General features: G+C 71.0%; 25 protein-coding genes. 14 read left to right on the top strand and 11 right to left on the bottom strand.

Going from position 1 to position 25,561, the window contains the following annotated elements; genetic code table 11:
* Nucleotides 1-293 precede the first annotated feature (293 nt).
* Complete coding sequence (locus ACZ63E_RS01225; protein ID WP_465333370.1) at nt 294-692, bottom strand: DUF5318 domain-containing protein; 399 nt, start codon at nt 690-692, stop codon at nt 294-296.
* A gap of 245 nt (nt 693-937) precedes the next feature.
* Between ACZ63E_RS01225 and ACZ63E_RS01230 the strand changes: the two genes are divergently transcribed.
* The 4 genes from ACZ63E_RS01230 to ACZ63E_RS01245 all read left to right on the top strand — a co-directional run bounded on the left by ACZ63E_RS01230 (nt 938) and on the right by ACZ63E_RS01245 (nt 4,006).
* Complete coding sequence (locus ACZ63E_RS01230; protein WP_465306650.1) at nt 938-1,483, top strand: PadR family transcriptional regulator; 546 nt, start codon at nt 938-940, stop codon at nt 1,481-1,483.
* Nucleotides 1,484-1,555: 72 nt separating this feature from the next.
* Entirely contained in the window at nt 1,556-2,638 is a 1,083-nt protein-coding gene (locus ACZ63E_RS01235) for an inositol-3-phosphate synthase (RefSeq protein ID WP_465306652.1), read from the top strand.
* A gap of 103 nt (nt 2,639-2,741) precedes the next feature.
* Complete coding sequence (locus ACZ63E_RS01240; protein ID WP_465333372.1) at nt 2,742-3,260, top strand: RNA polymerase sigma factor; 519 nt, start codon at nt 2,742-2,744, stop codon at nt 3,258-3,260.
* Entirely contained in the window at nt 3,257-4,006 is a 750-nt protein-coding gene (locus tag ACZ63E_RS01245; protein ID WP_465333374.1) for a hypothetical protein, read from the top strand. Before ACZ63E_RS01240 ends, ACZ63E_RS01245 begins: the two co-directional genes overlap by 4 nt.
* On the opposite strand, the gene ACZ63E_RS01250 is transcribed toward ACZ63E_RS01245, so the two are convergent.
* A complete protein-coding gene (locus ACZ63E_RS01250) occupies nt 3,972-4,610 on the bottom strand; it encodes an HAD family hydrolase (RefSeq protein ID WP_465333375.1) in 639 nt (212 codons plus the stop codon). The genes ACZ63E_RS01245 and ACZ63E_RS01250 overlap by 35 nt on opposite strands.
* Before the next feature lie 67 nt (nt 4,611-4,677).
* Here ACZ63E_RS01250 and ACZ63E_RS01255 point away from each other — a divergent pair, with 67 nt between their 5' ends.
* The 5 genes from ACZ63E_RS01255 to ACZ63E_RS01275 all read left to right on the top strand — a co-directional run bounded on the left by ACZ63E_RS01255 (nt 4,678) and on the right by ACZ63E_RS01275 (nt 10,925).
* Entirely contained in the window at nt 4,678-5,136 is a 459-nt protein-coding gene (locus ACZ63E_RS01255) for a MarR family winged helix-turn-helix transcriptional regulator (RefSeq protein WP_465333376.1), read from the top strand.
* On the top strand, nt 5,126-6,343 hold the full coding sequence (locus tag ACZ63E_RS01260) for an MFS transporter (RefSeq protein WP_465333378.1): 1,218 nt from the start codon (nt 5,126-5,128) through the stop codon (nt 6,341-6,343). The genes ACZ63E_RS01255 and ACZ63E_RS01260 overlap by 11 nt, the downstream gene beginning before the upstream one ends.
* A 111-nt stretch (nt 6,344-6,454) precedes the next feature.
* Nucleotides 6,455-8,533, top strand: coding sequence for a PhoX family protein (locus ACZ63E_RS01265; RefSeq protein WP_465333379.1), 2,079 nt, complete (start codon nt 6,455-6,457; stop codon nt 8,531-8,533).
* Between the two features lie 86 nt (nt 8,534-8,619).
* Nucleotides 8,620-10,218: a DUF7850 domain-containing protein gene (locus ACZ63E_RS01270; RefSeq protein ID WP_465333380.1), complete on the top strand. Its 1,599-nt coding sequence runs from the start codon at nt 8,620-8,622 to the stop codon at nt 10,216-10,218.
* A 29-nt stretch (nt 10,219-10,247) separates the two neighbouring features.
* Complete coding sequence (locus ACZ63E_RS01275; protein ID WP_465333382.1) at nt 10,248-10,925, top strand: SDR family oxidoreductase; 678 nt, start codon at nt 10,248-10,250, stop codon at nt 10,923-10,925.
* On the opposite strand, the gene ACZ63E_RS01280 is transcribed toward ACZ63E_RS01275, so the two are convergent.
* From ACZ63E_RS01280 to ACZ63E_RS01290, 3 genes are read right to left on the bottom strand one after another with little or no spacing between them, the layout of a single operon-like run.
* Nucleotides 10,922-12,226: an amidohydrolase family protein gene (locus ACZ63E_RS01280; protein WP_465333383.1), complete on the bottom strand. Its 1,305-nt coding sequence runs from the start codon at nt 12,224-12,226 to the stop codon at nt 10,922-10,924. The two genes, ACZ63E_RS01275 and ACZ63E_RS01280, sit on opposite strands and share 4 nt — an antisense overlap.
* A 23-nt stretch (nt 12,227-12,249) precedes the next feature.
* Entirely contained in the window at nt 12,250-12,900 is a 651-nt protein-coding gene (locus ACZ63E_RS01285) for a response regulator (RefSeq protein WP_465333384.1), read from the bottom strand.
* The gene (locus ACZ63E_RS01290) at nt 12,897-14,696 is read right to left on the bottom strand and encodes a sensor histidine kinase (RefSeq protein ID WP_465333386.1); all 1,800 of its coding nucleotides are present in this window, start codon (nt 14,694-14,696) and stop codon (nt 12,897-12,899) included. The genes ACZ63E_RS01285 and ACZ63E_RS01290 overlap by 4 nt, the downstream gene beginning before the upstream one ends.
* Before the next feature lie 173 nt (nt 14,697-14,869).
* Here ACZ63E_RS01290 and ACZ63E_RS01295 point away from each other — a divergent pair, with 173 nt between their 5' ends.
* Both ACZ63E_RS01295 and ACZ63E_RS01300 read left to right on the top strand, forming a co-directional pair.
* Complete coding sequence (locus ACZ63E_RS01295; protein ID WP_465333388.1) at nt 14,870-15,571, top strand: ABC transporter ATP-binding protein; 702 nt, start codon at nt 14,870-14,872, stop codon at nt 15,569-15,571.
* Nucleotides 15,568-17,817 carry an FtsX-like permease family protein gene (locus ACZ63E_RS01300; RefSeq protein WP_465333389.1) on the top strand — a complete coding sequence of 750 codons (2,250 nt, stop codon included), beginning with the start codon at nt 15,568-15,570 and terminating at the stop codon, nt 17,815-17,817. The genes ACZ63E_RS01295 and ACZ63E_RS01300 overlap by 4 nt, the downstream gene beginning before the upstream one ends.
* A 92-nt stretch (nt 17,818-17,909) precedes the next feature.
* Here ACZ63E_RS01300 and trmB read toward each other — a convergent pair whose 3' ends face one another.
* The 6 genes from trmB to ACZ63E_RS01330 form a co-directional block, all read right to left on the bottom strand.
* Entirely contained in the window at nt 17,910-18,605 is a 696-nt protein-coding gene (gene trmB / locus ACZ63E_RS01305; protein WP_465333391.1) for a tRNA (guanosine(46)-N7)-methyltransferase TrmB, read from the bottom strand.
* Nucleotides 18,606-18,614: 9 nt separating this feature from the next.
* A complete protein-coding gene (locus ACZ63E_RS01310; protein WP_465334332.1) occupies nt 18,615-19,166 on the bottom strand; it encodes a hypothetical protein in 552 nt (183 codons plus the stop codon).
* A 175-nt stretch (nt 19,167-19,341) separates the two neighbouring features.
* Nucleotides 19,342-20,097 (bottom strand): hypothetical protein, encoded by a 756-nt coding sequence (locus tag ACZ63E_RS01315; protein WP_465334334.1) that lies wholly within the window; start codon nt 20,095-20,097, stop codon nt 19,342-19,344.
* A gap of 2 nt (nt 20,098-20,099) precedes the next feature.
* Nucleotides 20,100-21,017, bottom strand: a complete 918-nt coding sequence (locus ACZ63E_RS01320; RefSeq protein WP_465333393.1) for an ATP-binding cassette domain-containing protein — start codon at nt 21,015-21,017, stop codon at nt 20,100-20,102.
* Between the two features lie 105 nt (nt 21,018-21,122).
* Entirely contained in the window at nt 21,123-21,866 is a 744-nt protein-coding gene (locus tag ACZ63E_RS01325) for a hypothetical protein (protein WP_465333394.1), read from the bottom strand.
* Nucleotides 21,867-21,883: 17 nt separating this feature from the next.
* Nucleotides 21,884-22,822, bottom strand: coding sequence for an ABC transporter ATP-binding protein (locus ACZ63E_RS01330; RefSeq protein ID WP_465333396.1), 939 nt, complete (start codon nt 22,820-22,822; stop codon nt 21,884-21,886).
* Between the two features lie 196 nt (nt 22,823-23,018).
* On the opposite strand from ACZ63E_RS01330, the gene ACZ63E_RS01335 reads away from it, so the two are divergent.
* The 3 genes from ACZ63E_RS01335 (at nt 23,019) to ACZ63E_RS01345 (ending at nt 25,560) form a co-directional block, all read left to right on the top strand.
* Nucleotides 23,019-23,606 carry a TetR/AcrR family transcriptional regulator gene (locus tag ACZ63E_RS01335; protein ID WP_465333398.1) on the top strand — a complete coding sequence of 196 codons (588 nt, stop codon included), beginning with the start codon at nt 23,019-23,021 and terminating at the stop codon, nt 23,604-23,606.
* Nucleotides 23,603-24,514: an SDR family NAD(P)-dependent oxidoreductase gene (locus ACZ63E_RS01340; protein WP_465333400.1), complete on the top strand. Its 912-nt coding sequence runs from the start codon at nt 23,603-23,605 to the stop codon at nt 24,512-24,514. The genes ACZ63E_RS01335 and ACZ63E_RS01340 overlap by 4 nt, the downstream gene beginning before the upstream one ends.
* Nucleotides 24,515-24,663: 149 nt before the next feature.
* Nucleotides 24,664-25,560 (top strand): endonuclease domain-containing protein, encoded by an 897-nt coding sequence (locus ACZ63E_RS01345; RefSeq protein ID WP_465333402.1) that lies wholly within the window; start codon nt 24,664-24,666, stop codon nt 25,558-25,560.
* Nucleotide 25,561 lies beyond the last annotated feature (1 nt).

The raw sequence follows: 25,561 nt of genomic DNA on the forward strand, positions 1-25,561 counted from the left end.
GCTCGTCCCCGGCCGGCCACTGGGGCCCGCCTTCGTCGCCGGAGGGCCACTCGGGCGCGGCGCCGCGCGGGTTCCCCCGGGGCGGCGTGCCGCGCTGGGGCCGGCGGGGGGCTTCTTCGCCGGGCCAGGCGGGTCCGGGGTCTTCCCCCGGCCACGGGCCTGACTGGGCACGGCGAGGTGCATCTGGCTCCTGGCCGGGCCAGGAGCGGTTGCGGTCGTCGTTCACGAATGGGCCTCCCAGACCGGCGCCCGGTAGTGCGCCGTTCTGCGCTCTTCAGCGGTTGTGATCCAGCTCACCGGCCTGCGGTCCTTCGTGGACCGTCGGCCGGCTCCCCCGTGCCGAGGACGTACGACCGGACCAGGTGGTTCCAGTGGCACGCTCGGCACACTTCGACGTCGTACACGGTGAACTCGGCGAACCGGCCGGCCATCCTGGCCAGCTCTTCGGGGGTCCTCGCCGAGCCCGCGACGTGCTTGAGTTCGTCACCGTAGACCCAGGACACCAGGGTCAGCGGCTCCTGGCGGCAGATCGGGCAGGGCACGTCACCGGCCCGGCCGTGGAACTTCGCCGCCCGCAGCAGGTACGGACTCGCGTCGCAGGCTTCGTAGCTGCCGACGCGTCCGGAGCGGACTTCGGCCAGCAGCGCACGGCGCTGCAGCGCGTAGTCCACGACCTGCCGCTGGTTAATCACCAGGACAGAGTACGGGCTCTTCCTGTGTCGTCCACGCCCCCTAGCGCGGCCGGGCCCCGGCCCGGAGCGGACACGCCGGACGTTCGATAACTCTCCGGTGAATTTCCCCCACTCCAGAGTGAGCAGGCCTGTTGGCTTCGCCACTTCGATGTATCGGCGCGATATAGTGGCTGAGTAGGTTGGATCGAGGCGATCATTCGGAGCAACGCCGGTCGCCACGGTTTGTTCCCGGAAGGGGGTGCGGTGTGCTGGAGTTCGCGATCCTCGGTCTTCTGCACGAAGCGCCCATGCACGGGTATGTGCTGCGCAAGCGGCTGAACGAGACGCTCGGCACGTTCCGGACGTTCTCGTACGGCTCGCTGTACCCGACCCTGCGGCGGCTGCTGCGGGCCGGGTACCTGGTCGAAGAGCTCGACGAAGCCGACGACCGGGCGTGGTCGCGGCGCGGACGCCGGGTCTACAAGCTCACCGCGGAGGGCAAGGAGCGCTTCGGTGAGCTGCTCGGCGACGCCGGGCCGCAGACCTGGGACGACGAAGGCTTCGGCGTTCACCTGGCCTTCTTCTCGCGGACCCCGGCCGACGTCCGGATGCGGATCCTCGAAGGCCGCCGCCGGCGCGTCGAGGAGCGGCGTGAAGGTCTGCGGGCGGCGCTGGCCAGGGCCGAGCAGAAGATCGATCGCTACACCCGCGAGCTGCACCGGCTCGGGCTGGAGACCAGCGAGCGGGAGGTGCGCTGGCTCAACGAGCTGATCGCGCACGAAGAAGCCGAACGGCGAGGTCCCGAGACCTGAGCCGGGCGGTGCGGGCCGCAGCGTCGCGGCACCAGACCTACTGAACAGACACGGATTGAAGGAGAAACCCCCATGGGCGAGAACCGCCGCGTTCGGGTGGCCATCGTGGGCGTCGGCAACTGCGCGGCGTCGCTGGTCCAGGGTGTCCAGTACTACCGCGACGCGGATCCCGCCACGCGGGTCCCGGGTCTGATGCACGTCGACTTCGGCGGGTACCACGTCCGCGACATCGAGTTCGTCGCCGCGTTCGACGTGGACGCCAAGAAGGTCAGCCGTGACCTGTCGGAAGCGATCTTCGCCTCCGAGAACAACACGATCAAGATCGCCGACGTGCCGCCGCTCGGCGTCACCGTCCAGCGCGGCCACACCCACGACGGCCTCGGCCGCTTCTACCGCGAGACGATCGAGGAGTCCGACGAGACCCCGGTCGACATCGTCGCGGCGCTGCGCGAGGCGAAGGCCGACGTGCTCGTGTCGTACCTGCCGGTGGGCTCCGAGGTGGCCGACAAGTTCTACGCCCAGGCCGCGATCGACGCCGGGGTGGCGTTCGTCAACGCGCTGCCGGTGTTCATCGCGTCGGACCCCGAGTGGGCCCAGAAGTTCACCGACGCCGGTGTCCCGATCGTCGGCGACGACATCAAGTCCCAGGTCGGCGCCACCATCACGCACCGCGTCCTGGCGAAGCTGTTCGAGGACCGCGGCGTCCAGCTCGACCGGACGATGCAGCTCAACGTGGGCGGGAACATGGACTTCCTGAACATGAAGGAGCTGGAGCGGCTCGAGTCGAAGAAGATCTCGAAGACCCAGTCCGTCACCTCGCAGGTCGACCGCGACCTCGGCAAGGGCAACGTGCACATCGGGCCGTCGGACTACGTCCAGTGGCTCGACGACCGCAAGTGGGCCTACGTCCGGCTCGAGGGCCGCGCCTTCGGCGACGTGCCGCTGAACCTGGAGTACAAGCTCGAGGTGTGGGACTCGCCGAACTCGGCGGGCATCATCATCGACGCGGTGCGTGCGGCGAAGATCGCCCTCGACCGCGGCATCGGCGGCCCGATCCTGTCGGCGTCCTCCTACTTCATGAAGTCGCCGCCGGAGCAGTACGACGACGCGACCGCCCGCGACGCCGTGGAGAAGTTCATCCGCGGCGAGGTCTGATCCTCCCCCGTCGAGAAGGCCGTCACCGCTGGTGGCGGCCTTCTTCGCGTGGTCCACTAAACCGGTGGGGCGGGGTGCGCGTTGGCGTGGTGTGAGTGCGAGCGTGGACGAGAGTGTGCCGGGGGACCTGGGCGCGCCGACCTTCCACGACCTGTTCCAGGAGTACTTCGCCCAGATGACCCGGCTGGCCCACCTGCTCGGCGCGGACGACGCGGAGAACGTCGCGCAGGAGGCGTTCGTCAAGCTCCACCAGCGGTGGGACTCGCTCACCGACCACACGCGGGTGGCCGGCTACCTGCGCACGACCGTGGTCAACATGTCACGGTCGCGCACCCGGCACCTGAAGGTGGTGCGGCGGACCCCGCAGGACCGGCCGCCGGACGAGCTGTCCGCCGAGGTCAGAGCCGTGGCCAACTGGGAGCACCAGCAGCTGCGCGCGGTGCTGGAGAAGCTGTCGAGGCGCCAGCGCGAGGTCCTCGTGCTGAGGTACTGGCTGGACCTGAGCACCACGGGCATCGCGGAGACGCTCGGCATCTCACCGGGCACCGTGAAGGCGACCACGCACCACGCGATGGAGAACCTGCGCAAACACTTGGGGGACGACCTGGGAGGTGAGCGATGACCGACCTCGAACGCAAGCTGGCCGAGACGCTGCGAGGACAGGCGGAGGAGGTCACGCCCAACCTCGACGCGGCGTGGGCCGAGCAGATGCGAAGGCAGCGGAGACCACAGCGCCGCCGCCGGGCGGCGGTCTGGATCGCTCCGCTGGCCGCGGTCCTGGTGGTGCTGACGAGTGTCTTGCTGGTCACCCGGGTGAACAACGCCCCGGCGCCGGTCCAGCCCGCGAACCAGATCGTCGACCTGAACCTGGCCGGCTTCACCCGCGAGAACGTGGATTTCTCGCACGTGACCGACGTGGTCGAGCTCACCGAGTTCGCCGGCCAGACCGACAAGTGGACCGCCGTCGCCTTCCAGGCGAGCGTGGCCGGCACGGGGGCGGGCGTGATCTGCGTCGCCGCGGTGCCGTCGGGCCTGAAGTTCGAGGCCGGCACCCCGCAGTACGGCACCGAGTCGCCGCAGTGCACCCCGACCCAGGCGATGGCGGACGAGCCGGTGCGCGCCGGATACGTCGGCCATGCCGGCGGTCCGCTGCCGGCGGGCAAGGCCGTCTACTTCCTCGATGCCACGGTCCGCAGCGTGCTGCTCTTCGACCAGCGAGGTGACCTGAGCCAGGGGCGGTCCCTCGGGCAGCGGGTCATGCAGAACATGGTCTTCCTGGCCGATGTGACCCCCGGGGTCGATCCGGTCCGCTACAAGGTCATCTACGGCCCGCTCAGCTCGCCCCTAACGCATCCGGCAACGCGGTGATCTTCTCCACCACCGCCGTGGCCTGCTTCAGGACCTCCGGATCCGGCGGAAAGTGCGGGTTCGGCACGGCATAAACAGCCATCCCCGCGGCCAGCGCCGACTTCAGCCCGTTGGTCGTGTCCTCCACGGCCGCGCAGTCCGAAGGCGCCACACCCAGCAGCTCGGCCGCCCGCAGATAAACATCCGGCGCCGGCTTCCCCGCCCCGACCTGCTCGGACGACACCGCCGCCCCCACCGGCAACCCCGTCACGTCCAGGAAGCCCTTGATCAGGATCACCGGCGACGAGCTGGCGATCGCCACCGGCCAGCGCGCCGAAACCTGCCGCACCACCTCGACCGCGCCCGGGATCAGCGGCGGCTCCTCGGCATACCGGGCCGCCATGCGCTTGACGACGAGCGTCGCGATCTCCGGTGGGGACAGCTGGGCGCCCAGCTCCTCCACCAGGTAGCGGGCCCATTCCGGGGTGCTCATCCCCTGCTGCGCCCGGGTCGCTTCCGGAAGCCACGTGCCGCCGTGCTCGGCGACGACCGCGCGGCGCACCTCGTCCCAGATCCGCTCCGAATCCACCAGCACGCCGTCGAGGTCGAAGATCACCGCGTCCATGACCTCGAGCCTAGCCTGTGAGCCGACTTACTTAGCTACCCTTACTAAAATTTGTTAGCCTGGCTAAGTGACTTCCCCGATCGCCGATCTCGCCCACCGGCTGCGGCCGCTGGTCTTCCGGCTGTACCACCAGGTCCGCCGCCAGACCCCGCAGCTGACGCTGACCCTCACCCAGGGTTCAGTGCTGAGCGAGCTGGTCAACGGCGGGCCGCAGCGGATGAGCGCGCTGGCGGAGTTCGAGCGGGTCAAGCTGCCGTCGATGACCGACGTCGTCGGCCGGCTCGAACGCCTCGGCCTGGCCACTCGCACGCCGGACCCCGCCGACCGGCGGGCGGTGCTCGTGGACGTCACCGACGAGGGTCGTCGCTTCTACGCCGAGATGGTCGCCGCCCGCGAAGAGTTCCTTCGCGAGCGCCTGATCGCGATGGACGACGCCGACCGCGCAGCGATCGAAGCCGCCCTTCCGGCTCTCGCCAAGCTACTTGTCGACACCAAGAAGGAGGAACTGATCAGCGATGAGCGCTGAACACCACTCGAGCCTGCTGGACGCCGTCAAGGGCCAGCCCAAGCAGGTGTGGATCACCGCGTTCGCCGCGGTCATCGCCTTCATGGGGATCGGCCTGGTCGACCCGATCCTGCTCTCCATCGCCAAGGGCCTGGACGCGACGCCGTCGCAGGTCACGCTGCTCTTCTCGTCGTACCTCGGGGTCCAGGTCGTCGCGATGCTGGTCACCGGCGCGGCGAGCGCGAAGTTCGGGCCGAAGCGGACGGTGCTCGTCGGGCTGTCGCTGATCGTCGTGGCGACCGCGCTGTGTTCGGCCGCCGGGTCGATCGAGCAGCTCGTCGGGCTGCGCGCGGTCTGGGGCCTCGGCAACGCGTTCTTCATCGCGACGGCGCTTTCGGTGATCGTCGGCGCCGCCACCGGCGGCCAGTCCGGCGCGATCCTGCTGTACGAGGCCGCGCTGGGGGTCGGCCTGTCGGTCGGCCCGCTGCTGGGCGCGCTGCTCGGCTCGATCTCGTGGCGCGGCCCGTTCCTCGGCACCGCGGTCCTGATGGCCGGCGCGCTCGTGCTGTGCGCGGTCTTCCTCAAGAGCGACAAGCACGAAAAGCGTGACCCGATCAAGCTGCTCGACCCGCTGCGCGCGCTGAAGCACACCGGTCTGCTGCGCACGTCGGTCGCGTCCGCGCTGTACACCGCCGCGTTCTTCGCGGTGCTGGCCTGGTCGCCGTTCGTGCTCGGCTGGAACGCCATCGCCGTCGGGCTGATCTTCTGCGGCTGGGGCCTGTGTGTCGCGGTGGCGGGAGTGGCTTTGGCGCCGCGGCTGGCCGCCAAGCTCGGTGAGCGGCACGCCGCCGCGGCCGCCGTCTTCGGGTACGCCGTGCTGATGCTGGTCCTGGCCGTGCCGAGCAAGCCGGTGCTGGTCGCCGGGATCATCGTCTCCGGGCTCGTGTCCGGCCTGCTGAACACGCTGTTCACCGGCACCGCGATGTCGATCAGCGACGCGCCGCGCCCGGTCGCCAGCGCGGGGTATAACTTCTGCCGCTGGCTGGGTGGCGCCGTCGCCGCGACGCTCGTCGGGCACGTCGCCGAGTGGTTCGGTTCGCCGCAGGCGCCGTTTGTCGCCTCGGCCGTGCTGTGCGTGATCGCGGGCGCACTGCTCTCGCTGAGGGAGCGCAAGGCGGACCCGCACGTGGTGCCGCAGGAGGCGGTGCTCGTCGGCGAAGAGTTCTGAGCCACGGCCATTCGGGTGAGCGGTACACCTACCGTTCACCTGAATGTCTGGCTTGGCTGGTTTTGGGCGCTTAGGTTCGGTTTGTTCCCGAACTCCCACCATGGAGGCGCTGTGCCCGACCGCCTGCTCCCGCTGTACCCCGCCGCCCACCCGGGCGGCCGCTCGCCGATCACCTGCGAATACCGCTGCGGCAACGCCTGTGCCCACCCCGAACCCAACGAGTCCGGGAACGAATACTTCGGCGACGTCGTCAAGGACATCTCCCGCCGCCGGGTCTTCAGGGCGGGCGCCGTGATGGCCGCCGCCGCGGGTGGGTTCGCCGCGCTGTCCGGCACCGCGGCCGCCGCGCCGGCCCCGCAGGGCCACGACCACGGCCCGAAGCCGCGTCCGGTCCCCGGCACCGACTTCGACGCCGTCCCGCCGAACAAGCTCGACCAGGTCAGCATCCCCGACGGGTACGCCCAGCGCGTCGTCGTTCGCTGGGGCGACCCGGTCGTCCCGGGCGCCCCGAAGTTCGACTTCGCCCAGCAGACCGCGGCCGCGCAGGCCAAGCAGTTCGGTTACAACAACGACTTCGTCGGCCTGATCCCGCAGGACCCGCTGGGGCTGGGCAACCTGCTGGTCGTGAACCACGAGTACACCACCGAGGTGCACCTGTTTCCGGCCGACCAGTACGACCCGGCCAACCCCACCGAAGAGCAGGTCAAGATCGCCTGGGCGGCGCACGGCCTGTCGGTGCTGCTGACCCGCCGTGACCCGATCCGCGGCGGCCTCGAGGTCGTGCCCAGCCGGTACGGGCGCCGCATCACGCTCGACACGGTCTTCGAGGTGCGCGGCCCGGCCGCCGGCTCGAAGTTCCTGAAGACGTCGGCCGATCCGACCGGGCGCAGGGTCCGCGGCACGCAGAACAACTGTTCCGGCGGTGTGACGCCGTGGGGCACCGTGCTGTCCGGTGAGGAGAACTTCCACCAGTACTTCGCCAACGCGGACAAGGTCACCGACCCGGTCCAGGCCGCGCGGCTCAAGCGCTACCTCGTCGGCACCGGCGCCAGCACCCGCAAGTGGGAGCGCTTCGACAAGCGCTGGGACGTCGCCCAGGAGCCGCAGGAGCCGAACCGGTTCGGCTGGGTCGTCGAGATCGACCCGAACGACCCGACGTCCACGCCGGTCAAGCACACCGCGCTCGGCCGGTTCAAGCACGAGGCCGCGAACGTCAAGATCACGGCCGACGGCCACGTCGCCGTCTACTCCGGGGACGACGAGCGGTTCGAGTACATCTACAAGTTCGTGTCCAAGGGCAAGTACAAGCCCGGCAAGAGCGCGCACGCGCGCCGGTACAACTCGGCGCTGCTCGACGAGGGCACCCTGTACGTCGCCCGCTTCACCGGTGACAGCCCCGCCGCCGAGATCGACGGCACCGGCAAGCTCCCGTCGGACAACGAGTTCGACGGCTCCGGCGAGTGGATCCCGCTGGCGAGCGGCACCAAGTCCTTTGTGGACGGTTTCACCGCCGAAGAGGTCTACGTCTTCACACGCCAGGCCGCCGACAAGGTCGCCGCGACGAAGATGGACCGGCCGGAGGACATCGAGCCGAACCCGGTCAACGGCCGGATCTACGCGGCGCTGACCAACAACACCGACCGCGGCGCGGCGGGCAAGGCCGGCGTCGACGAGGTGAACCCGCGCGTGGCCAACAAGAACGGGCAGATCCTGGAGTGGGAGGAGGCCCGCGGCGACGCGGCGTCGACGAAGTTCTCCTGGCGGCTGCTGCTCGTCTGCGGTGACCCGGCGGCGGCCGACACCTACTTCGGCGGCTTCGACAAGAGCAAGGTCAGCCCGATCTCCTGCCCGGACAACGTCACCTTCGACCGCCACGGCAACCTGTGGATCGCCACCGACGGCAACGCGCTCGGCGCGAACGACGGCCTCTTCTCGGTGCCGGTGACCGGGCCGGAACGCGGGCACGTCAAGCAGTTCCTCTCGGTGCCGGTCGGCGCCGAGACCTGCGGGCCGGTCGTCACCGACCACGTGGTCCTCGTCGCCGTGCAGCACCCGGGTGAGAACGCGGCGAGCTCGGCGAACCCGACCTCGCACTGGCCGGACGGCGGCACCGCGCAGCCACGGCCGTCGATCGTCTCGGTGTGGAAGAAGGGCCGCTTCGGGCTGCCCGGCCGCATCGGCGAGCGCTGACGCACCGGGTCCGCCCCGCCGAGGTTCACTCTTAAGTGGACGGTTCTCGGCCGGTGCGGGCCCGGGCCCCGCGTCATAGTCGAGGCATGATCCGTTCGGCGCGCTTGGTGGCAGTGACGGTGGCGCTCTCGGGGACGGTCGTGCCCTCGGCCGCCGCGGACCCGCCGCCGGCCTGCGGGGGTGTCGCGGCGAACCCGAGCGTCGAGCAGGTGGCGGGCAACGGCGCACCGGACGGGTACGTCTTCAGCCCGGCCGCGCCGGTCCCGCCGGGGACCCCGGCCGCGAAGGCGCCGAAGCTGCTGACCGAGCAGGCCTACGCCGTCGACGGGCAGCGCTCGGCGGTGATCCAGACGCCGGACGGCAAGGCCAGCACCGCCTTCCAGACCGAGCGGTTCGTGCCCGGCGGGGTGTACACGCTGAGCGTGTCGACCGGTTCCCAGGCGCCGGCCGCCGGACCCGCCACCGGCCTGCGGTTCTTCGACGCGACCGGCGCGCAGGTGCAGGAGACCAAGCTGGTCGCCGACCACAACGCGGGTGACGGGCACCTCGCCAAGCAGGACTTCCCGGCGGCGACGGCGCCGGCGAAGGCGACGGCCGTGAAGTTCTTCGCCACGACAAGCGCCGAACGGCTGCGCTGGGACTGCGTCGACCTGCAGTTGGCGGCGTACTCGGTGAAGAAGGAAGTGCAGAACCCGGCGACCGGCGCGTGGGGCTCGTTCGCGACGGTCACCGCGGGCGAGACCGCGCACTACCGCGTCACCGTGACGAACGAGGGCACGCAGGACCTGACCGGGATCACGGTGCAGGACCCGTGGTGCGCGGCGCCGTTCGAGCCGTTCACGCTGGCTTCGGGCGCGAACAAGCAGCTGACCTGTGACCACCCGAACCTGACGGTGGCCGACACCGGGCACGTCAACACGGCGAAGGTGACCGGGGTGAAGTACCCGGGTGGCACGCTGGGCGACAAGACGGCGTCGGCGACGATCACCGTCGTGCCGCCGCCGGCGATCGCGAAGATCGGCGACTTCGTGTGGAACGACCGCAACCGCGACGGCATCCAGGACCCGGGCGAGCCCGGCGTGGCGGGGGTCAAGGTGACGCTGAAGGACGGCGCGGGCGGCACGATCGGGACGGCGACGACCGACGGCAACGGCAAGTACGGCTTCGAGAAGCTGAAGGACGGCACTTACCAGGTGTGCTTCGCCGTCCCGGCGGACTTCACGGCGACGCGCAAGGACGCGGCCGCCGACGACCGCGACTCCGACGCCGACCCGGACGGCTGCACGGCGCCCCGCACCCTCGGCGGCCCGGCGCGCGAGGACTTCACGGTCGACCTCGGCCTGGCCCCGCCGACCAACCGCATCGGCGACTTCGCCTGGACCGACACGAACGCCAACGGCCTGCAGGACGCGGGCGAGCCGGGCCTGGCGGGAGTGAAGGCAACACTGGCCAACGGCACGAGCGTGGTCACCGGCCCGGACGGCGCGTACGCGTTCACCGGCCTGGAGGACGGCAGTCACCAGGTCTGCTTCACGGCGGAAGGGCACAAGCCGACCACGAAGGACGCCGGCGACGACACGAAGGACTCGGACGCGGACCCGGCGACAGGCTGCGCGGAACCGCGGACGCTCGGCCCCGGCCACCGCGAGGACACCACGGTCGACGCCGGGTTCGCACCCGCGTAGGGACGAGCCGCGCCACTACGGTGGAGGGCATGACGGATCTCCCCCTTGCCCTCGTCACCGGCGCTTCCCGCGGCATCGGCGCGGCGGTCGCGCACCAGCTGGCCCCGACCCACCGGCTCCTCCTCGGCGGCCGGGACGCGGATGCCCTCGCCGCCCTCGCGAAGGAGCTTCCGGGCGCGAAGCCGTGGCCCGTCGACCTCACCGATCCGGCTTCCCTCGCCCAAGCGACCGCGGACATCACCACGCTCGACGTCCTGGTCCACTCCGCCGGCGTCGCGAAGCTCGGCCGGATCGCGGACCTGGACGCCGCGGCCTGGCGGGACAACTTCGAGGTCAACACCCTGGCCGTCGTCGAGCTGACCCGGCTGCTGCTGCCCGCCCTCCGGGCCGCGCGCGGGCACGTCGTCGTGATCAACTCCGGCGCCGGCCGCACCGCGCGGCCGGGCTGGTCGCCCTATGCCGCCAGCAAGTTCGCCGTCCGGGCCTTTGCCGACGCGCTGCGGGAAGAGGAGCCCGAGATCCGCGTGACCTCTGTCTACCCCGGCCGGACGGACACCGAGATGCAGCAGGAGATCTTCAAGGGCGAGGGCCGCGAGTACGACACCACGCACCTGCTCAGGGCGGACTCGGTGGCGACCGCGGTGGTGACAGCGGTGTCCGCCACCCCGGACGCCCACCTGACCGAGCTGATTCTCAGGCCGAACTAACGCAGCCGCGCGGCGGTCTCGGCCACGGCGGCCTGGACCTTCGCGCGGTCCACCTTCGTCGACTCGCCGTGGGCGACCACCTGCTCACCCGCGACCCACACGTCCCGGACCCGGCGCGAGCCCGCCGCCCAGACGAGGTTCGACAGCAGCTGGACGTCCGGGACGTCGAGGCCGCACGCGAACGCCGGGTCGTCGAGGTCAATGTGGACGAGGTCGGCCCAGCGGCCGGGCTCCAGCGCGCCGATGTCGTCGCGGCCCAGCGCCGCCGCCCCGCCACGCGTCGCCAGCAGGAACGCGTCGGCCGCCTTCAGGATCGTCGAGTCGCCCGTGGCCAGGCGGGCGAACATCGCCGAGAGCTGCAGCTCTTCCCAGAGGTCGATGTCGTCGTTGGACGCCGGGCCGTCGGTGCCGAGGCCGACCGCGACACCCGCCGCGCGGAGGTCCGCGATCCGCGCGATGCCCGAAGCCAGCTTCGCGTTCGAACCCGGGCAGTGCGCCATGCCGACGCCGTGGGCCGCGAACAACGCGATGTCCGCGTCCGACAGGTGGATCGCGTGCGCGGCGAGCACCCGGCCGTCCAGCATGCCGAGCTTCTGCAGCAGCGCCGGCACCGAGCCGTGCGCCTCGCGGACGACGGTGTCTTCGAGCGCCGCCTCGGCGACGTGGATCTGCACCAGCGCGCCCCGCACCGCCGCCGACTCCGCCGTCGCGCGCAGGCCCTCTTCGGAGAGCATGTACGCCGAGTGCGGGCCGTAGCCGAGCTCGACGCGGTCGCCGTGGCCGAAGCGCAGGCCGTCGGTGTCGATCCAGCGCTCGATCGCGGTCAGCTGGGCCTGCCAGTCGAGGCCGGGCAGCTGCATCACCGGCGGCGCGACCAGCACACGGCCGCCCGTCGTGAGCACCGCGTCGACCAGCTGCTCGCCTTCGAAGTACATCTCGGCGCTGGTCGTGACGCCGTGGCGCAGCATCTCGACCGAGCCCAGCAGCATGCCGGTGCGGACGTCTTCCGGCCGCAGCTTCGCTTCGGCGGGCCAGATGATCTCGTTGAGCCAGGGCAACAGCGGCAGGTCGCCGCCCATGCCGCGCAGCAGCGTCATCGGGCTGTGCGCGTGCGTGTTGACCAGACCGGGGAGCAGGATGCCGGTCAGGGTGGTGACCGGTGCGGCGGACTCGGGGGCGGTGGCCGCCGGTCCGCAGTAGGAGATGCGCCCGTCGGCGTCCACATCGACGACTGCGTCACGAAGGAGCGAACAGGACGGGTCGGCGGGGAGAACAACAGGGGCGTGGAAACGGTGTGGCATCTCTGGATACTACGCACCCTCGATTACGAGACGACTCCACTCCGCCACGCCCACGCCGCGGTCTCCACCCGGTTCCGCGCGCTGATCTTGCCCTGCACCGAGGCCAGGTGGGTCTTCACCGTGGACAGCGACATGAACAGCTCGGCGCCGATCTCGGTGTTCGTCAGCCCGCGCGCGACCGCCTTCACGACGTCCATCTCCCGCGCGGTCAGCGGCTCGGACGGCGGCTTCGCCCGCGACTTCACCGAGCTGCCGTCGAAGTGCTTGAGCAGCCGGACGGTGATCTGCGGCGACACCAGCGCGTCACCGCGGTCGGCCGCGCGCACCGCCTCGATCAGCAGCGCCGGGCCGGCGTCCTTCAGCAGGAAGCCGGACGCGCCGTTGCGCAACGCCGTGTGCACGTATTCGTCGAGGTCGAAGGTGGTGACGACAACGACCTTCAGCGGGTCGGCGACGTCCGGCCCGGCCAGCTGCCGGGTGACCTCCAGGCCGTCGAGGCCGGGCATGCGGATGTCGAGCAGGCAGACGTCCGGGCGCAGCTCACGGGCCTTCGAGACCGCCGAGACGCCGTCCGCGACGTCGGCGACCACCTCGATGTCGTCGTGGGACTCCAGGATCATGCGGAACCCCATCCGCACCATCTCCTGGTCGTCGGCGATCAGTACCCGGATCACTCGTTCCCTTCCGCTTCTTCCGTGGCGGCCAGCGGCAGCCAGGCTTCGACGCGCCAGCCGCCGTCCGGGCCGCGCCCGGCCGAGAGCCGGCCCTTGAGCAGCGCGACGCGTTCGCGCATGCCGACCAGACCGTAACCGCCCGACCCGCCGGCCGGACGGCGTGCCGTCTCGCGTCCGTTGTCCGTCACCCGCAGGTGCAGCTCTTCGCCGCTCACTTCGGCGAGGACCACGGCGTCCGTCGCGTCGGCGGCGTGCTTGCCGACGTTCGTCAGCGACTCCTGCACCAGCCGCAGCGCCGAGCGGCCGACCTCGTGCGGCAGGTCCGGCGGCAGGTCGAGGTGCATCGACGTCGGCACGCCGTGGTTGGCGCCTTCGACCAGCTTCCGCAGGTCGGCGCCGAGGTCGGTGGTCGCCTGCTCGCTGATCCCGGTCGACCCCGCCGGCGCGTCGCCGCGCATCGACCGGACCAGCCGCCGCATCGCCGCGAGGGCCTCGACCCCCGCGTTCTCGATCCGGCCCATCGCCTCGACCGCGACCTGCGGGTTCTTCGCGGCCATCAGCCGTGCCGCCTGCGCCTGCACGACGATCCCGGTGACGTGGTGGGCGACGACGTCGTGCAGCTCGCGGGCGAGCGCCATCCGCTCGGCGGTCTGCGCCTCGCTCACGGCGGACTGGACGACGGTGGTCCGCTCGGAGTCCCGCGACCGCAGCATCAGGCCGACGGCGATCGAGATGCCGAGCAGCAGCGCCGCGGCGAAGGCCAGGACCGCGAGGGTCTGGGGATCGGTCTGCAGCCGGCGGATGGGCTGGTTCGAGTTGACGATCGCCGCGAGCGCGACCACCCCGGACAGCACGGCGACCCGGGGCCACGAGTGGCTCAGCCCGCGGGCGCGGGTCAGGTTGACCACCACGCCCATCCCGGCGATGACCTGCACGAACGGCATCCCGCCCGGCATCGGGTAGGAGCTGCGCAGCTCCAGGAACGGGGTGATGACCGCCGACAACAGCAGGATCCCGGCGAGGCCGAGGACCGCGTCCGCCGGCCGCCGGGGCGACAGCACCGCGACGACGGCCGCGGCGAGCGAGCAGAACAGGATCGGGAAGCCGCGGGCGGTGTTGGAGTAGGTGTAGCCGAACTCGAAGATGAGCGCGAAGCCGAGCAGGCCGATCAGCGGCCACTGCCCCAGCGCCAGCTGGTTGACCCGGTGGAGCTTGCGCGCCCGCGGGTCGGCCTTCGGGCCGTGGTCCCGGTTCAGCACGGCCGGCAGCACCGCGCCGACGACGAGCAGGAGCCCGAACAGCATCGCCTGGACCACCGAGCTCGAGCCGATGCCGCTGACCGCGTTGTAGCGGCCGAACACCGCGACGAGACACCCGACGACCAGGGCGCTGACCACGCAGAACGCCACGCCGGCCCGGGCCCGGCGGGACACGTGGTAGACCATCAGCACCCCGGCGACGACCTCGGTGATGGTCACCTTCGGCAGCACGCTCGAGTACGCGGGGATGTCGAACGCGTGGATGGCCAGGGTGGAGAACACGAGCACGGCCGAGCCGGCCGCGCCGGCGACCGCGGCCCGCTTCTGGGCCCACAGCCCGCACGCCGCCATCGCGAAGATGCCGGGCAGCAGCCCGAAGTCGACCAGGCGCGGGCCGCTGTCGTCGAGTGCGGCCTGCGTTGTGTACACGAGGTCGAACAGCAGCGCGGCGTACAGGACGGCCGAGGGCACGCCGATGCGCCGCACCAGGTTGGCGGCGCGTGTGTAGAGCGAGTTCGGCGGGGGCGCGGCGGTCACAACGTGACGTTAGAGGATCCGCCGCGGTTCGCACCTTGGCCGAGTGGCTCGCGCTCCCTCGGCCGATCGGCCGATGCGGCGCCCCGCGGCACTGGCCGTCTGCCCGAAGTGGACACCCCCCGCCGTCGGCGAAGCTCAGCTCCACAAGATCCCGACCGACAGGGGAGAACCTCGTGGACCCGAACACTCCACAGTGGACGAACGGGCCGGTGCTGTCCGGCCGCGGCCTCGTGAAGCGCTACGGCGCGCAGTACGCGCTGGCCGGCATCGACATCGACATCCAGCCGGGCGACGCCGTCGCCATCGTCGGGCCGTCCGGCTCGGGCAAGACGTCGCTGCTGCACGTGCTGGCCGGCATCCTGCGCGCCGACGACGGCCAGATCTTCCTGGCCGGTCAGCGGGTCGACCACCTCGGTGAGAAGAACCGCAGCGAGCTGCGCCGCACCGAGTTCGGCTTCGTCTTCCAGTCGGGGATGCTCGTCGCGGAGCTGACGGCCGAAGAGAACGTCGCGCTGCCGTCGCTGCTGGCCGGGCTCGGCCGCAAGGAGGCCATCGACGCCGGCCGCGTCTGGCTCTCGCGCCTCGGCCTGGCCGGCAAGGAGCGCCGCCGTCCCGGTGAGCTGTCCGGCGGGGAGGCCCAGCGCGTCGCGATCGCGCGGGCGCTGACCCACCGGCCGAAGGTGATCTTCGCCGACGAGCCGACCGGCGCGCTCGACACGCGCACCGGCCGCGACACGATGGACGCCCTGCTCGGCGCGGCCCACGAGACCGGCGCCGCGGTGCTCGTCGTGACCCACGACCGCGAGCTCGCCGAGTCGATGCCGAAGACCGTCGCCATCCGGGACGGCCTGATCGCCACGAGGCTCGCGGCATGAACTCGCTCCAGATCGCCCTGCGGGTGCTGAGGGTCGACCGCCGGACCCGGACGTCGGCGATCCTCACCGCGGTCGGGGTGGCCGTCGCGACCGGGCTGGTGCTGCTGCTGGCGACACTGCCGTTCGCCACCCAGAACCGCGAACAGCGTGCCCTCTGGCAGGGCGACCAGTTCTACAGCCGCAACTCCGACGGCCCGGCGAAACTGCTGTACTCCGCCTCGAAGGACTACTTCGACGGGCAGCAGATCATCCGCGTCGACGTCGCGCTGGCGCCCGGCGCCACCGCGGCGGGGCTCGAGCTGCCGGCCGGCGTGCCGCAGCTGCCCGGCCCGGGTGAGACCGTCGTGTCGCCCGCGCTCGGCCGCCTGCTGCAGGGCCACTCCGCCGACCAGCTCGGCGACCGGTTCGGCAAGCCCGTCGGCGCGCTCGGCGACGACGGCCTGCGGTTCCCCGAGCAGCTCGTCGCGCTGACCGGGCACACGCCGGACCAGATGCCGGAGTCGTCGTCGCAGGTCGCGGGCTTCCCGAAGGGCGAGGCCCGCCCGGACGGCCTGCTCATGCTGCTGTCCTGGGTCGGGATCATCGTGCTGCTGGTGCCGAGCCTGGTGCTGGTCGCGTCGTCGGCCCGGCTGACCGCGGCCCGTCGTGAACGGCGGCTCGCCGCGATCCGGCTGGCCGGCGCGACCCCGGGGCAGGTCACGAACATGGTGGCCGCCGAGACGACGTTGTCGGCGGGCATCGGCGCCCTGCTCGGGTTGCTGCTGAGCCCCGCGCTGCACGGCCTCGCGTCGTTCGTGCCGTGGGCCGGCGGCACCTGGCTCGCGGCCGACTTCGCGCTCCCGGTGGGCCTGACGGTGTTCATCGTCCTGGCGATCCCGGTGCTCGTGGTGCTGGCCGGCGTCCTCGGCCTGCGGCGGGTGCTGAAGAACCCGCTGTTCGCGACCGGCGGCCACACGAAGAAGCCGTTGCGCTGGTGGCGCCTGCTAGCGCTGCCCGCGGCCGGGCTGTTCTTCCTCGTCGCGGTGACGACGGCGAAGGACACCGGCGGCATCACGATGGTCATGGCCGGGCTGTTCCTGCTGGTCGGGTCGGCCGCGATTGTCGGGCCGTGGGTGACCTCGGCGGTCGGCGGCACGTTCGTCCGGATCTGGCGCCGCCCGTCCTCGCTACTCGCCGGCCGTCGCCTGCGTGACGACCCGAAGGGCGCCTACCGGGCGTCCGCCGGGATCGTGCTCGCGGTGTTCGCCGGGTCGATGGCGCTGACGCTGCTGCCGACGTTCGAGTCGATGGCCGGCGGCGGCCGGTCCTTCCAGGACTCCGTGCTCTACGTCGACACCGACGGCCAGCACGCGAGCAAGATCGTCGACCAGGCCAATGCGTCGCTGCAGAAGTACGGCCAGCCCGACAAGGCGGTCGCGGTCGGCGAGGTCTACCTGGTCCAGGGTGAGGGCTCGCAGCGCACCGGCCACCGCGCGCTGGTGATGAGCTGCGCGGACGCGGTCAAGCTGACCCGGTTCGGGCTCGGCGCGGAGAACTGCACCGGCGGCCCGGCCGTTTTCGGTGACTCGGCGCTCGACCTGGCGCAGTTCAAGATCGCCGGCGACTGGGAAGGGCCGGCGGTCGCGGTCAAGTCGGGAACGCGGGCGGAAGCCATCCCCCTGCCGGACTCCGACCTCTCGAGCACGTCGATCATCGACCCGGCCGCGATGCCGGACGGCCTGGTGCCCAAGTTCGTCACCGTGGTCGCGCCGACGACCGAAGCGAACCGCGAGATCGTCCGGACGGCGCTGGCCGGCCCGGCCGCCGGCGAGGAGGTCGGCAGCCGCGACCAGTACCTGTTCAACCAGCAGACCGAGCTTGGCGACCTGCGCCGGGTGACGGTGATCGGGCTGATCGCGGCCGGGGTCCTGGCCGGCTGCAGCGCCGCGGTCGCGACCGCGGGCTCGGTGATGGACCGCCGCCGGACGTTCGGGGCGCTGATGGCGGCGGGCACGCCGGTGCGGGTGCTCTCGCGGGCGCTGCGGATGGAGGCCGCGCTGCCCGCGCTGGTCGCGACGATCGGCGCGGGAATCGTCGGGGTGCTCGTCGGTGTTGGGCTCTACAGCATGGTCGACGAGCGGGGCATCGTGCTCAGCCCGTGGCTCCTGGCGCCGGTGGTGCTCGGGGTCGGGGTGGCCCTGCTCGGCGCGTCGGTCTGCACACCCGCCCTCAAGCGGGTCCAGGCCGAGCCGCTGGCCGACGAATAGGACGTTCGCCCCTCTGTCGGGGGAGGGGCGAGCACCGGGGGTAGTGAGCTGAAGGGGACCTTTCTCCGCGGGGATCCGGGGAGAGGTCCCCTTCAGCGTTTCTCGAAGATCAGGTCGTGCGAGACGCGGCCTTCGACGTCCGCGCGCTGCTCGAACTTGGTCACCGGCCGCCACTCCGGCCGCGGCGCCCAGCCGTCGTACCGGTTCTTCAGCGCGGGTTCCGCGGAGCAGACCTCGAGCATCTGCTCGGCGTAGTTCTCCCAGTCGGTCGCCATGTGGAACGTCCCGCCGGGCGCGAGCCGCGACGCCACGAGTGCGGCGAACGACGGCGAAACGATCCGCCGCTTGTGGTGCTTCTTCTTCGGCCACGGGTCCGGGAAGAACAGCCGGACGCCGTGCAGCGACCCGGGCTCGACGTGCTCGGTCAGCAGGATGACGGCGTCACCGTGCAGCAGCCGCAGGTTCTCGACGCCCAGTTTTTCGGCGCGCAGCATCAGCTGACCGAGGCCCGGGTCGTAGACCTCGACGGCGACGTAGTTCAGCTCCGGCGCGGCGGCGGCGAGCTGCGACGTCGTCTCGCCCATGCCGGAGCCGATCTCGACCAGCACCGGCGCCTCGCGGCCGAACCACGCGGTGAAGTCCAGCTTCCCGCCGGGCAGCTCGCCGACGGTGCGGCCCAGTTCCGGCCACAGCTCATCCCACGCGCGTTGCTGCCCGACGGTCATCCGGCCGCCGCGTTTCACATAACTGACGACGCTGCGCAGCCGGGTCTGGTCCTCGTTTTCCACTCACCGAGGTTAACGAACGGCTTCGAGCTCCCCGAGACGAGACCGCAGCCCCGCCAGCCCGGCGATCGGGATCGGGTCCGGCGTCGGCCCGCTGTGCGCGGGCAGGACGTCGATCCAGCCCGGGTGCCGGTCGGTGTTCATCACCGTGGTGGGAATCGCGTGTCCCGATTTCCCGCGCTCGGACGGCATGAACTCCCAGTAGCCGGATTCCCCGTCCGCGGCCCACGGCACGAATTCCCAGCCCGGCCGCCGGCCGAGCAGTTGTGCGATGCGGTCTTCGACGCGGAAACCCTGTTCGCGGGAATCGAGCTTGCCGTCCGCGATGGCGCGCAGCCACCACGGCGCGGGGATCGGTCCCGCCATCCCCGCCGAGGCGCGGAACAGGGCCAGGACGCTGTCTTCGGGCGCGCGGTGCACCCACGCCCGGCGGAGCTCGGCGGGCGAGCCCGCGATCATGGCGGCCTGCGGGAGCTCGATCGCCCGCGACCATTCGAGGTCCAACATCGGTTCGAGCCGGGGTGCGGCGTCTTCGACGCGGGCTCGGGGAATGGTGCTGCCCAGTTCTTGACCGGTGTCCACCGTCAAGGATCACCTCCAGGGGAGCTAGACGGTTCCGGTTCGCTCTCTTACGAATATTGCCTGGTCATAGCATTATGTCCGGTGCCTGTGAGAGAAGCCACAGCCTCTTCATCTTCTCTTAACGTGATTTTTTGCGGTACTGCGACGGCGGTCACGCTCAGGCGTCGCGCCGGGCCGTGACGAGCACTCCGGCCACGAAGAGTGCAACGCTGATCGCCGCGAAGTAACCGAGGTAGCCCCACGGCCCGAGCGGCGCCGGCGGCAGCTGGAACGCGCCGCCGGTGAACCCGCTCGCCCCGACGAACTCGTCGGCCGCGTGGAACGGCATCCACTGGAAGATGTGCTTGCCGGCGCCCGGGATGAACACGATCACCCCTTCGAGCACCTGGGTCCAGACGAGGACGGCCGTCAGCCCGAAGGCGACACTGCGCACCAGCAGGGCGACCCCGACCCCGGCCACGGCGGTCACCAGGAAGACCAGGCCCTGCCCGACGACCGAGCGCCAGTCCGCGCCCGAGCGCAGCGCCAGGTCGGCGTCCGGCTGCACGAGCGTCGCCAGGCCCCACGAGCCGAAGCCGACGACCAGCCCGAGCACGGCGGCGACCGCGCTGATCACCACGGCCTTCGCCACCAGCGCCGGCACCCGGCTCGGCACGGCCTGGAACGTCAGCCGCATCGTGCCCCAGTTGAACTCCGACGCCGTCGCGAGCACGGCGAAGACCAGCAGCACGGTCCGGCCGTTGCCGCTGGCGAGCTGGGTGTTGCCGACGGTCGCCGGGATCTCGGGCCCGGCCAGCGCGAAGAACAACGCCGTGAAGCCGAGCGGCGCGACGAGCGCGATGGCCAGGCACCACCACGGCGCGCGGGTGCTGAAGAGCTTGATGCGCTCGGCGCGCAGGAGGTTCGTGGTCATGCTCATTTCGCGACCTCCGAGGGAGCCGCCGCCGGGAACTCGACGGCTTCACGGGTGAGATCGAGGTAGGCCTGCTCGAGCGAGCCGGCGATCGGGCTCAGCTCGTGCAGGGTCGCGCCGGCGTCGAAGGCGAGCTGCCCGATCCGGTCGCTGTCGAGGCCGGACACCACGAAGGCGCCGTCCGCCTCGGTGAAGGAGGCCTGCCCGGTGAGGGCGGCCCGCAGCTCGTCGGCGTGCGGGGTCCGGACGCGCACCCCGTGCTCACTCGTGCGGTCGACGAACTCCTCCATCGTGCCCTGGTAGATCAGCCGGCCCCGGCCGATCACCACCAGGTCCTGCGCGGTCTGCGCCATCTCGGGCAGCAGGTGGCTGGAGACGAACACCGTCCGGCCTTCGGCGGCCAGCGCGTGCAGCAGCTGCCGGATCCAGGCCATGCCCTCGGGGTCGAGCCCGTTCACCGGCTCGTCGAACAGCAGCACCCGCGGGTCGCCCAGCATCGCGGCGGCGATGCCCAGCCGCTGCTGCATGCCGAGGGAGTACTGCAGGACGCGGGTCTTCGCGACGCTCGCCAGCCCGACGAGCGCGAGCACCTCGTCGACGCGCTTGTCCGGGATGCCGTTGGTCGCGGCCAGCCAGCGCAGGTGCTCACGCCCGCTGCGGCCGGGGTGGCGCCAGGTGGCGTCCAGCATCGCGCCGACCGTCCTGAGTGGATCTTTCAGCTGCCGGTAGGCGACGCCGTCGACCAGCACCCGGCCCGCGTCGGGCGAGTCGAGGCCGAGGACCAGCCGCATGGTCGTGGACTTGCCGGCGCCGTTCGGGCCGAGGAACCCAGTGACCCGCCCTGAGCGCGCGGTGAAGGTGAGGTCGTTCACCGCGGTGGTGGCGCCGTACCGCTTGGTCAGTGCCGTCGCTTCGATCATGTGCTCCCCCGTCGGTGTCCCCGGGGAGCCTACTGCGAAACGGGAATCCGGGCCGCCCCCCGACAGCGCGGCCCGGATTCCCGTTCCCTTCCCCTTGTTCCCCCTTTACGCGTCCCGCTTCTTCGCGACCCCGAGCGCGACGAGCAGGAACACGATCGCGATGCCGGCGAAGTACGCCAGCGCCCAGCCGGGGCTCAGCGGCGAGTCCGACGGCGCCGGGCCGTCGACGATCGCCGAGCCGCGCAGGAACTTGTTCGCGACGTTGAACGGCAGCCACTCGTGGATGTGGGAGCCGATCTTCGGGATCAGCTGCACGAGCTCTTCCACGGCCAAGTAGTAGATGAGCAGCAGTGCGATGGCGCCGGCGCTGTGCCGGACCAGGATCCCGAGTGCGACGGCGAGCACGGCGCTGACGGCGAACACCGGGCCGAGGCCCGCGACGTTCATCCAGTCCTGCGCGCTGTGCAGGCCGAGGTTGTCGTCCGGCCGCATCAGCATGCCGAGACCGAGCGCGCCGAACGCGGCGAGCTCGCCGATGACCAGCGCGACCAGCGCGACGACGACCGCCTTGGCGACCAGCGCCGGCGAGCGGTGCGGCACGGCCTGGAACGTGGTGCGGATGGTGTTGAAGCGGTATTCGGTGGTCACCGCGAGCGCGGCGAGCACCATCACGACGGCGATGCCGAACTGGGTGCCGCCGAACTGGAGGGCGGACACCGTGACCGGCGTGTCGGACGCGCCGGAGATGATGGCCGCGAAGCCGATGGTCAGGGCCAGGGTGATGAGCGCGCACCACCACGGCGAGCGGGTGCTGAACAGCTTGATGCGTTCGACCGCGAGCAGGTTCATGATCTTGGTTTCCCCGTTTACTTGGCGGACTCGAGCACGTGCTGCGCCTCGGCGTCGAGCCCGGTGTGGTACTCGACGGAGTCGCCGGTGATCTGCATGAAGGCCTGCTCCAGAGAGCCGGTCTGCGGGCTCAGCTCGTGCAGCACGATCCGGTTGGCCGCGGCGATCTCGCCGATCTTGTCGCTGTCCATTCCGGACACCACGAGCGCGCCGCCGTCGTCGGCGACCCCGGCGCTCGCCCGCTGCAGGAAGTCCCGCAGCTCGGCCAGCTGCGGCGAGCGGACCTTCACGGTGTTCTCCGCCGCACGCGAGACGAAGTCCTGCGTGGACGACTGCGAGATCAGCTGCCCGCGGCCGATCACCACGAGGTCGCTGGCGGTCAGCGCCATCTCCGAAAGCAGGTGGCTCGACACGAACACAGTGCGGCCTTCGTCGGCCAGGCGGTGCATGAACTTCCGGATCCAGAGGATGCCCTCGGGGTCGAGGCCGTTCACCGGCTCGTCGAACAGCAGCACCTCGGGGTCGCCCAGCAGGGCGGCCGCGATGCCGAGCCGCTGCGACATGCCGAGGGAGAACCCGCCTGCCCGCTTGCCGGCGACGCTCGTCAGGCCGACGGTGTCGAGCACCTCGTCGACGCGGGCGTTCGGGATGCGGTTGGACTTCGCCATCCACTGCAGGTGGGCGCGCGCCGAGCGGTTGGGGTGCACCCACTTCGCGTCGAGCAGCGCGCCGACGGTGCGCAGCGGCTCCTTGAGGTCGTGGTACTTCTTGCCCCCGACGGTGACCTGCCCGCCGGTCGGGTTGTCCAGGCCCAGGACCATGCGCATGGTGGTGGACTTGCCCGCCCCGTTGGGGCCGAGGAAGCCGGTGACCTTGCCCGCGGCCACGGAGAACGACAGGTTGTTCACCGCCAGCGTCTTTCCGTACCTTTTGGTGAGGCCGGTTGCCTCGATCATGGCTGCTCCTCTTCGCCCCTCGCTTACGACGAGTACATCGTCGCGGGTCGGCGGCCGTTCGCGCGTCACCCTGTAGGCCGAACCGGTCCCCCTACCTGAGTAGTACCTTGCTGGCTCTTCGGCCGATGCGCGATCCGTGATGACCCTGAGGCGACCCTGATTCGCGGTCATTAATGAACTGTGGTTCAATAATGAGGTGGCCCGGCCGAAGAGCATCACCGACGAGCGGCTGCTGGCTGCGGCGGAGACCGTGATCGGCCGCTGCGGCCCCGGTTTCACGCTGGCGCAGGTGGCCGCCGAGGCGGGTGTCTCCGTCGGCACGGTCGGGCAGCGGTTCGGCTCGAAGAGCGGGCTGCTGCAGGAGATGAGCCGGCGGGCCACGCGGCGGGCGGTCGAGCTGATGCGGGAGTGCGCCGAGCGGGCGGACGACCCGGTCGTCGGCCTGCGCGACGCGGCGGTGGCGGTCTACGCGGTGCTCGGGGACGCCGAAGAGGCGGCGAACCACCTGGGCCAGCTCGGCGTGGACATCGGCGACCCGGTGCTGCGGGCGCTGCTCGGCGAGCACTTCACCGCCGTCGAAGAAGAGCTGCGACGGCTGGTGCGGGCGGCGGCTTCCGCGTTGCCGCACGCGCCGAGCGTGCCCCGGGCCGCGCGCGCGGTGCTCGGGGTGATCAACGGAGTGTCGATCGACTGGTCCATCCGGCCGCACGGGCGGTTGGCGGACCGGCTGGCGGAGGACGTCGACGCGGTGCTGTCCGCGTGGCGGGGACGGGAGGATTCATGAGTCTGGAAGGCAAAGTCGCCGTGGTGACGGGCGCGACCCGGGGCTGCGGCCGGGCGATCGCGGTGGAGCTCGGCCGCGCGGGCGCGACGGTGTACGTCACCGGCCGGACGACGCGCGAAACGGTGTCGCCGATGAAGCGCCCGGAAACGATCGAAGAGACGGGCGAGCTGGTCGAAGCGGCGGGCGGCAAGGCCGTCGTCGTCCGCTGCGACTTCTCGTCGCAGTCCGATGTGGACGCACTGAAGGCCCGTATCGAGTCCGAAGTGGACGGAATCGACATCCTGGTCGACGACGTCTGGGGCGGCGACATGTACTTCCACTTCGACGCGCCGTTCTGGGAGACGCCGCTCGAAGACGCGCTGAACCTGACGCACAACGCGCTCGACACCCACCTCATCGCGTTGCACAAGCTCCTGCCGCTGGTGGTCGCGCGGCGCGGGCTGGTGCTGGAGGTGACCGACGGCGACAACGACGACTACGTCGGCGCGGGCCTGCCGTACTACCTGGCCAAGTGCGGCATCCGCGCGCTCGGCCGGGCGCTGGGCGTGGAGCTGAAGAAGAACGACTGCGTCGGCCTCGCCGTGACCCCGGGCTTCCTCCGGTCGGAGTCGATGCTGAACGCGTTCGAGGTCACCGAGGACAACTGGCGCGACGCGGTGGGCAAGATCGCGCCGGTCGACTTCAAGATCTCCGAGACGCCGTACCTGCTGGCCCGCGGCGTCGCGGCGCTGGCGCAAGACCCCGCCGTCTCCCGCTTCGCCGGCCGGACACTGGCCTCCTGGACGCTGATGAAGGAGTACGGCTACACGGACATCGACGGCGACCGCCCGGACTTCGGCCGCTGGCTAACCGAAGTCCGCCACGCGGGCAAGGACCCGGCAACCACCCCACCGGACGACTTCCGCTGATCCCGAGCTTTCACGTGAAAGCTCGGGGCCCAGGTGGGAGCTTTCACGTGAAAGCGGAGGTTATCCACAACTGGGGCGGAGTGTGGGTAAACCGGAAAAGTTGATCTTGAAGCGACGGATTGCGGTAGAGCGTGCGGCACGCTCGGGTTGTGTTGTGCACCTCCGCTGAGTTCGAGTTCACCGAGCCCTTCCTGGGTAGCCATGCCGTGGCGGCGGGCGCGGTGACCGAACAGGCCCTCCGATCCCCGCTTTTCACGAAGCTCTTCCGCAACGTCTACGTGGCTTCGGCGACCCCGATCACGCACGTGCTGCGCTGCCGAGCAGCTGCGCTCTTGGCACCGCCGTGTGCGGTTCTCACCGGCTGCTCAGCCTCGACCGTCCGCGGCGTGGAACTGGCCGGAGCGCATGATCCGGTCGAGTTCGTCCTGCCGGAAAGTGCGCTGTTCGCAGTGCAGGACGGCGTGCACATCCGTCGGACCAGCCGGGGACGGATCGACAGCGAGCCCTGGCGGGAGATCCGGTTGGCGTCGTCGATACGCCTCGTCTTCGACATCCTTGTCGACACGAAGCTGCACCGATCGCTGGCGAGGGTCGTCGGCTATCTCGACGCGTTGCTCCGGGCCGGTGAGATCGACGCGGCGACGATGGCTGCCTACCTGAAAGGCCGCCGGGAGAACGGGATCGTCCGCGCGAGAAAAGCCTTTCAGCTCGCCGATCCCCGTTCGGAGAGCATTCCCGAGTCCGAGTTGCGGGTCTGGCTGACCGTCGCCGGCCTCGCCCCCGACCTCCAGGTTCAGGTCTTCGACGAACAAGGCGCGTTCGTGGGCCGGCTGGACCTCGCCTTTCCCGAGCAGAAACTCGCAGTGGAGTACGACGGCGACTGGCACCGGGATGGCGAGCAGCCGCGGCGCGATGAGGCGCGTCGAGCGGCGATTCGCGCGTTGGGCTGGCGCTTCGTGATCGTCACGAAAGCCGAGCTGTACGGCGCACCGAAGGCGATGGTCGCGGCGGTCCGAGCGGAGCTTTCACGTGAAAGCTCCGCTTGAG

This window comes from Amycolatopsis sp. NPDC104819 (assembly GCF_055583145.1).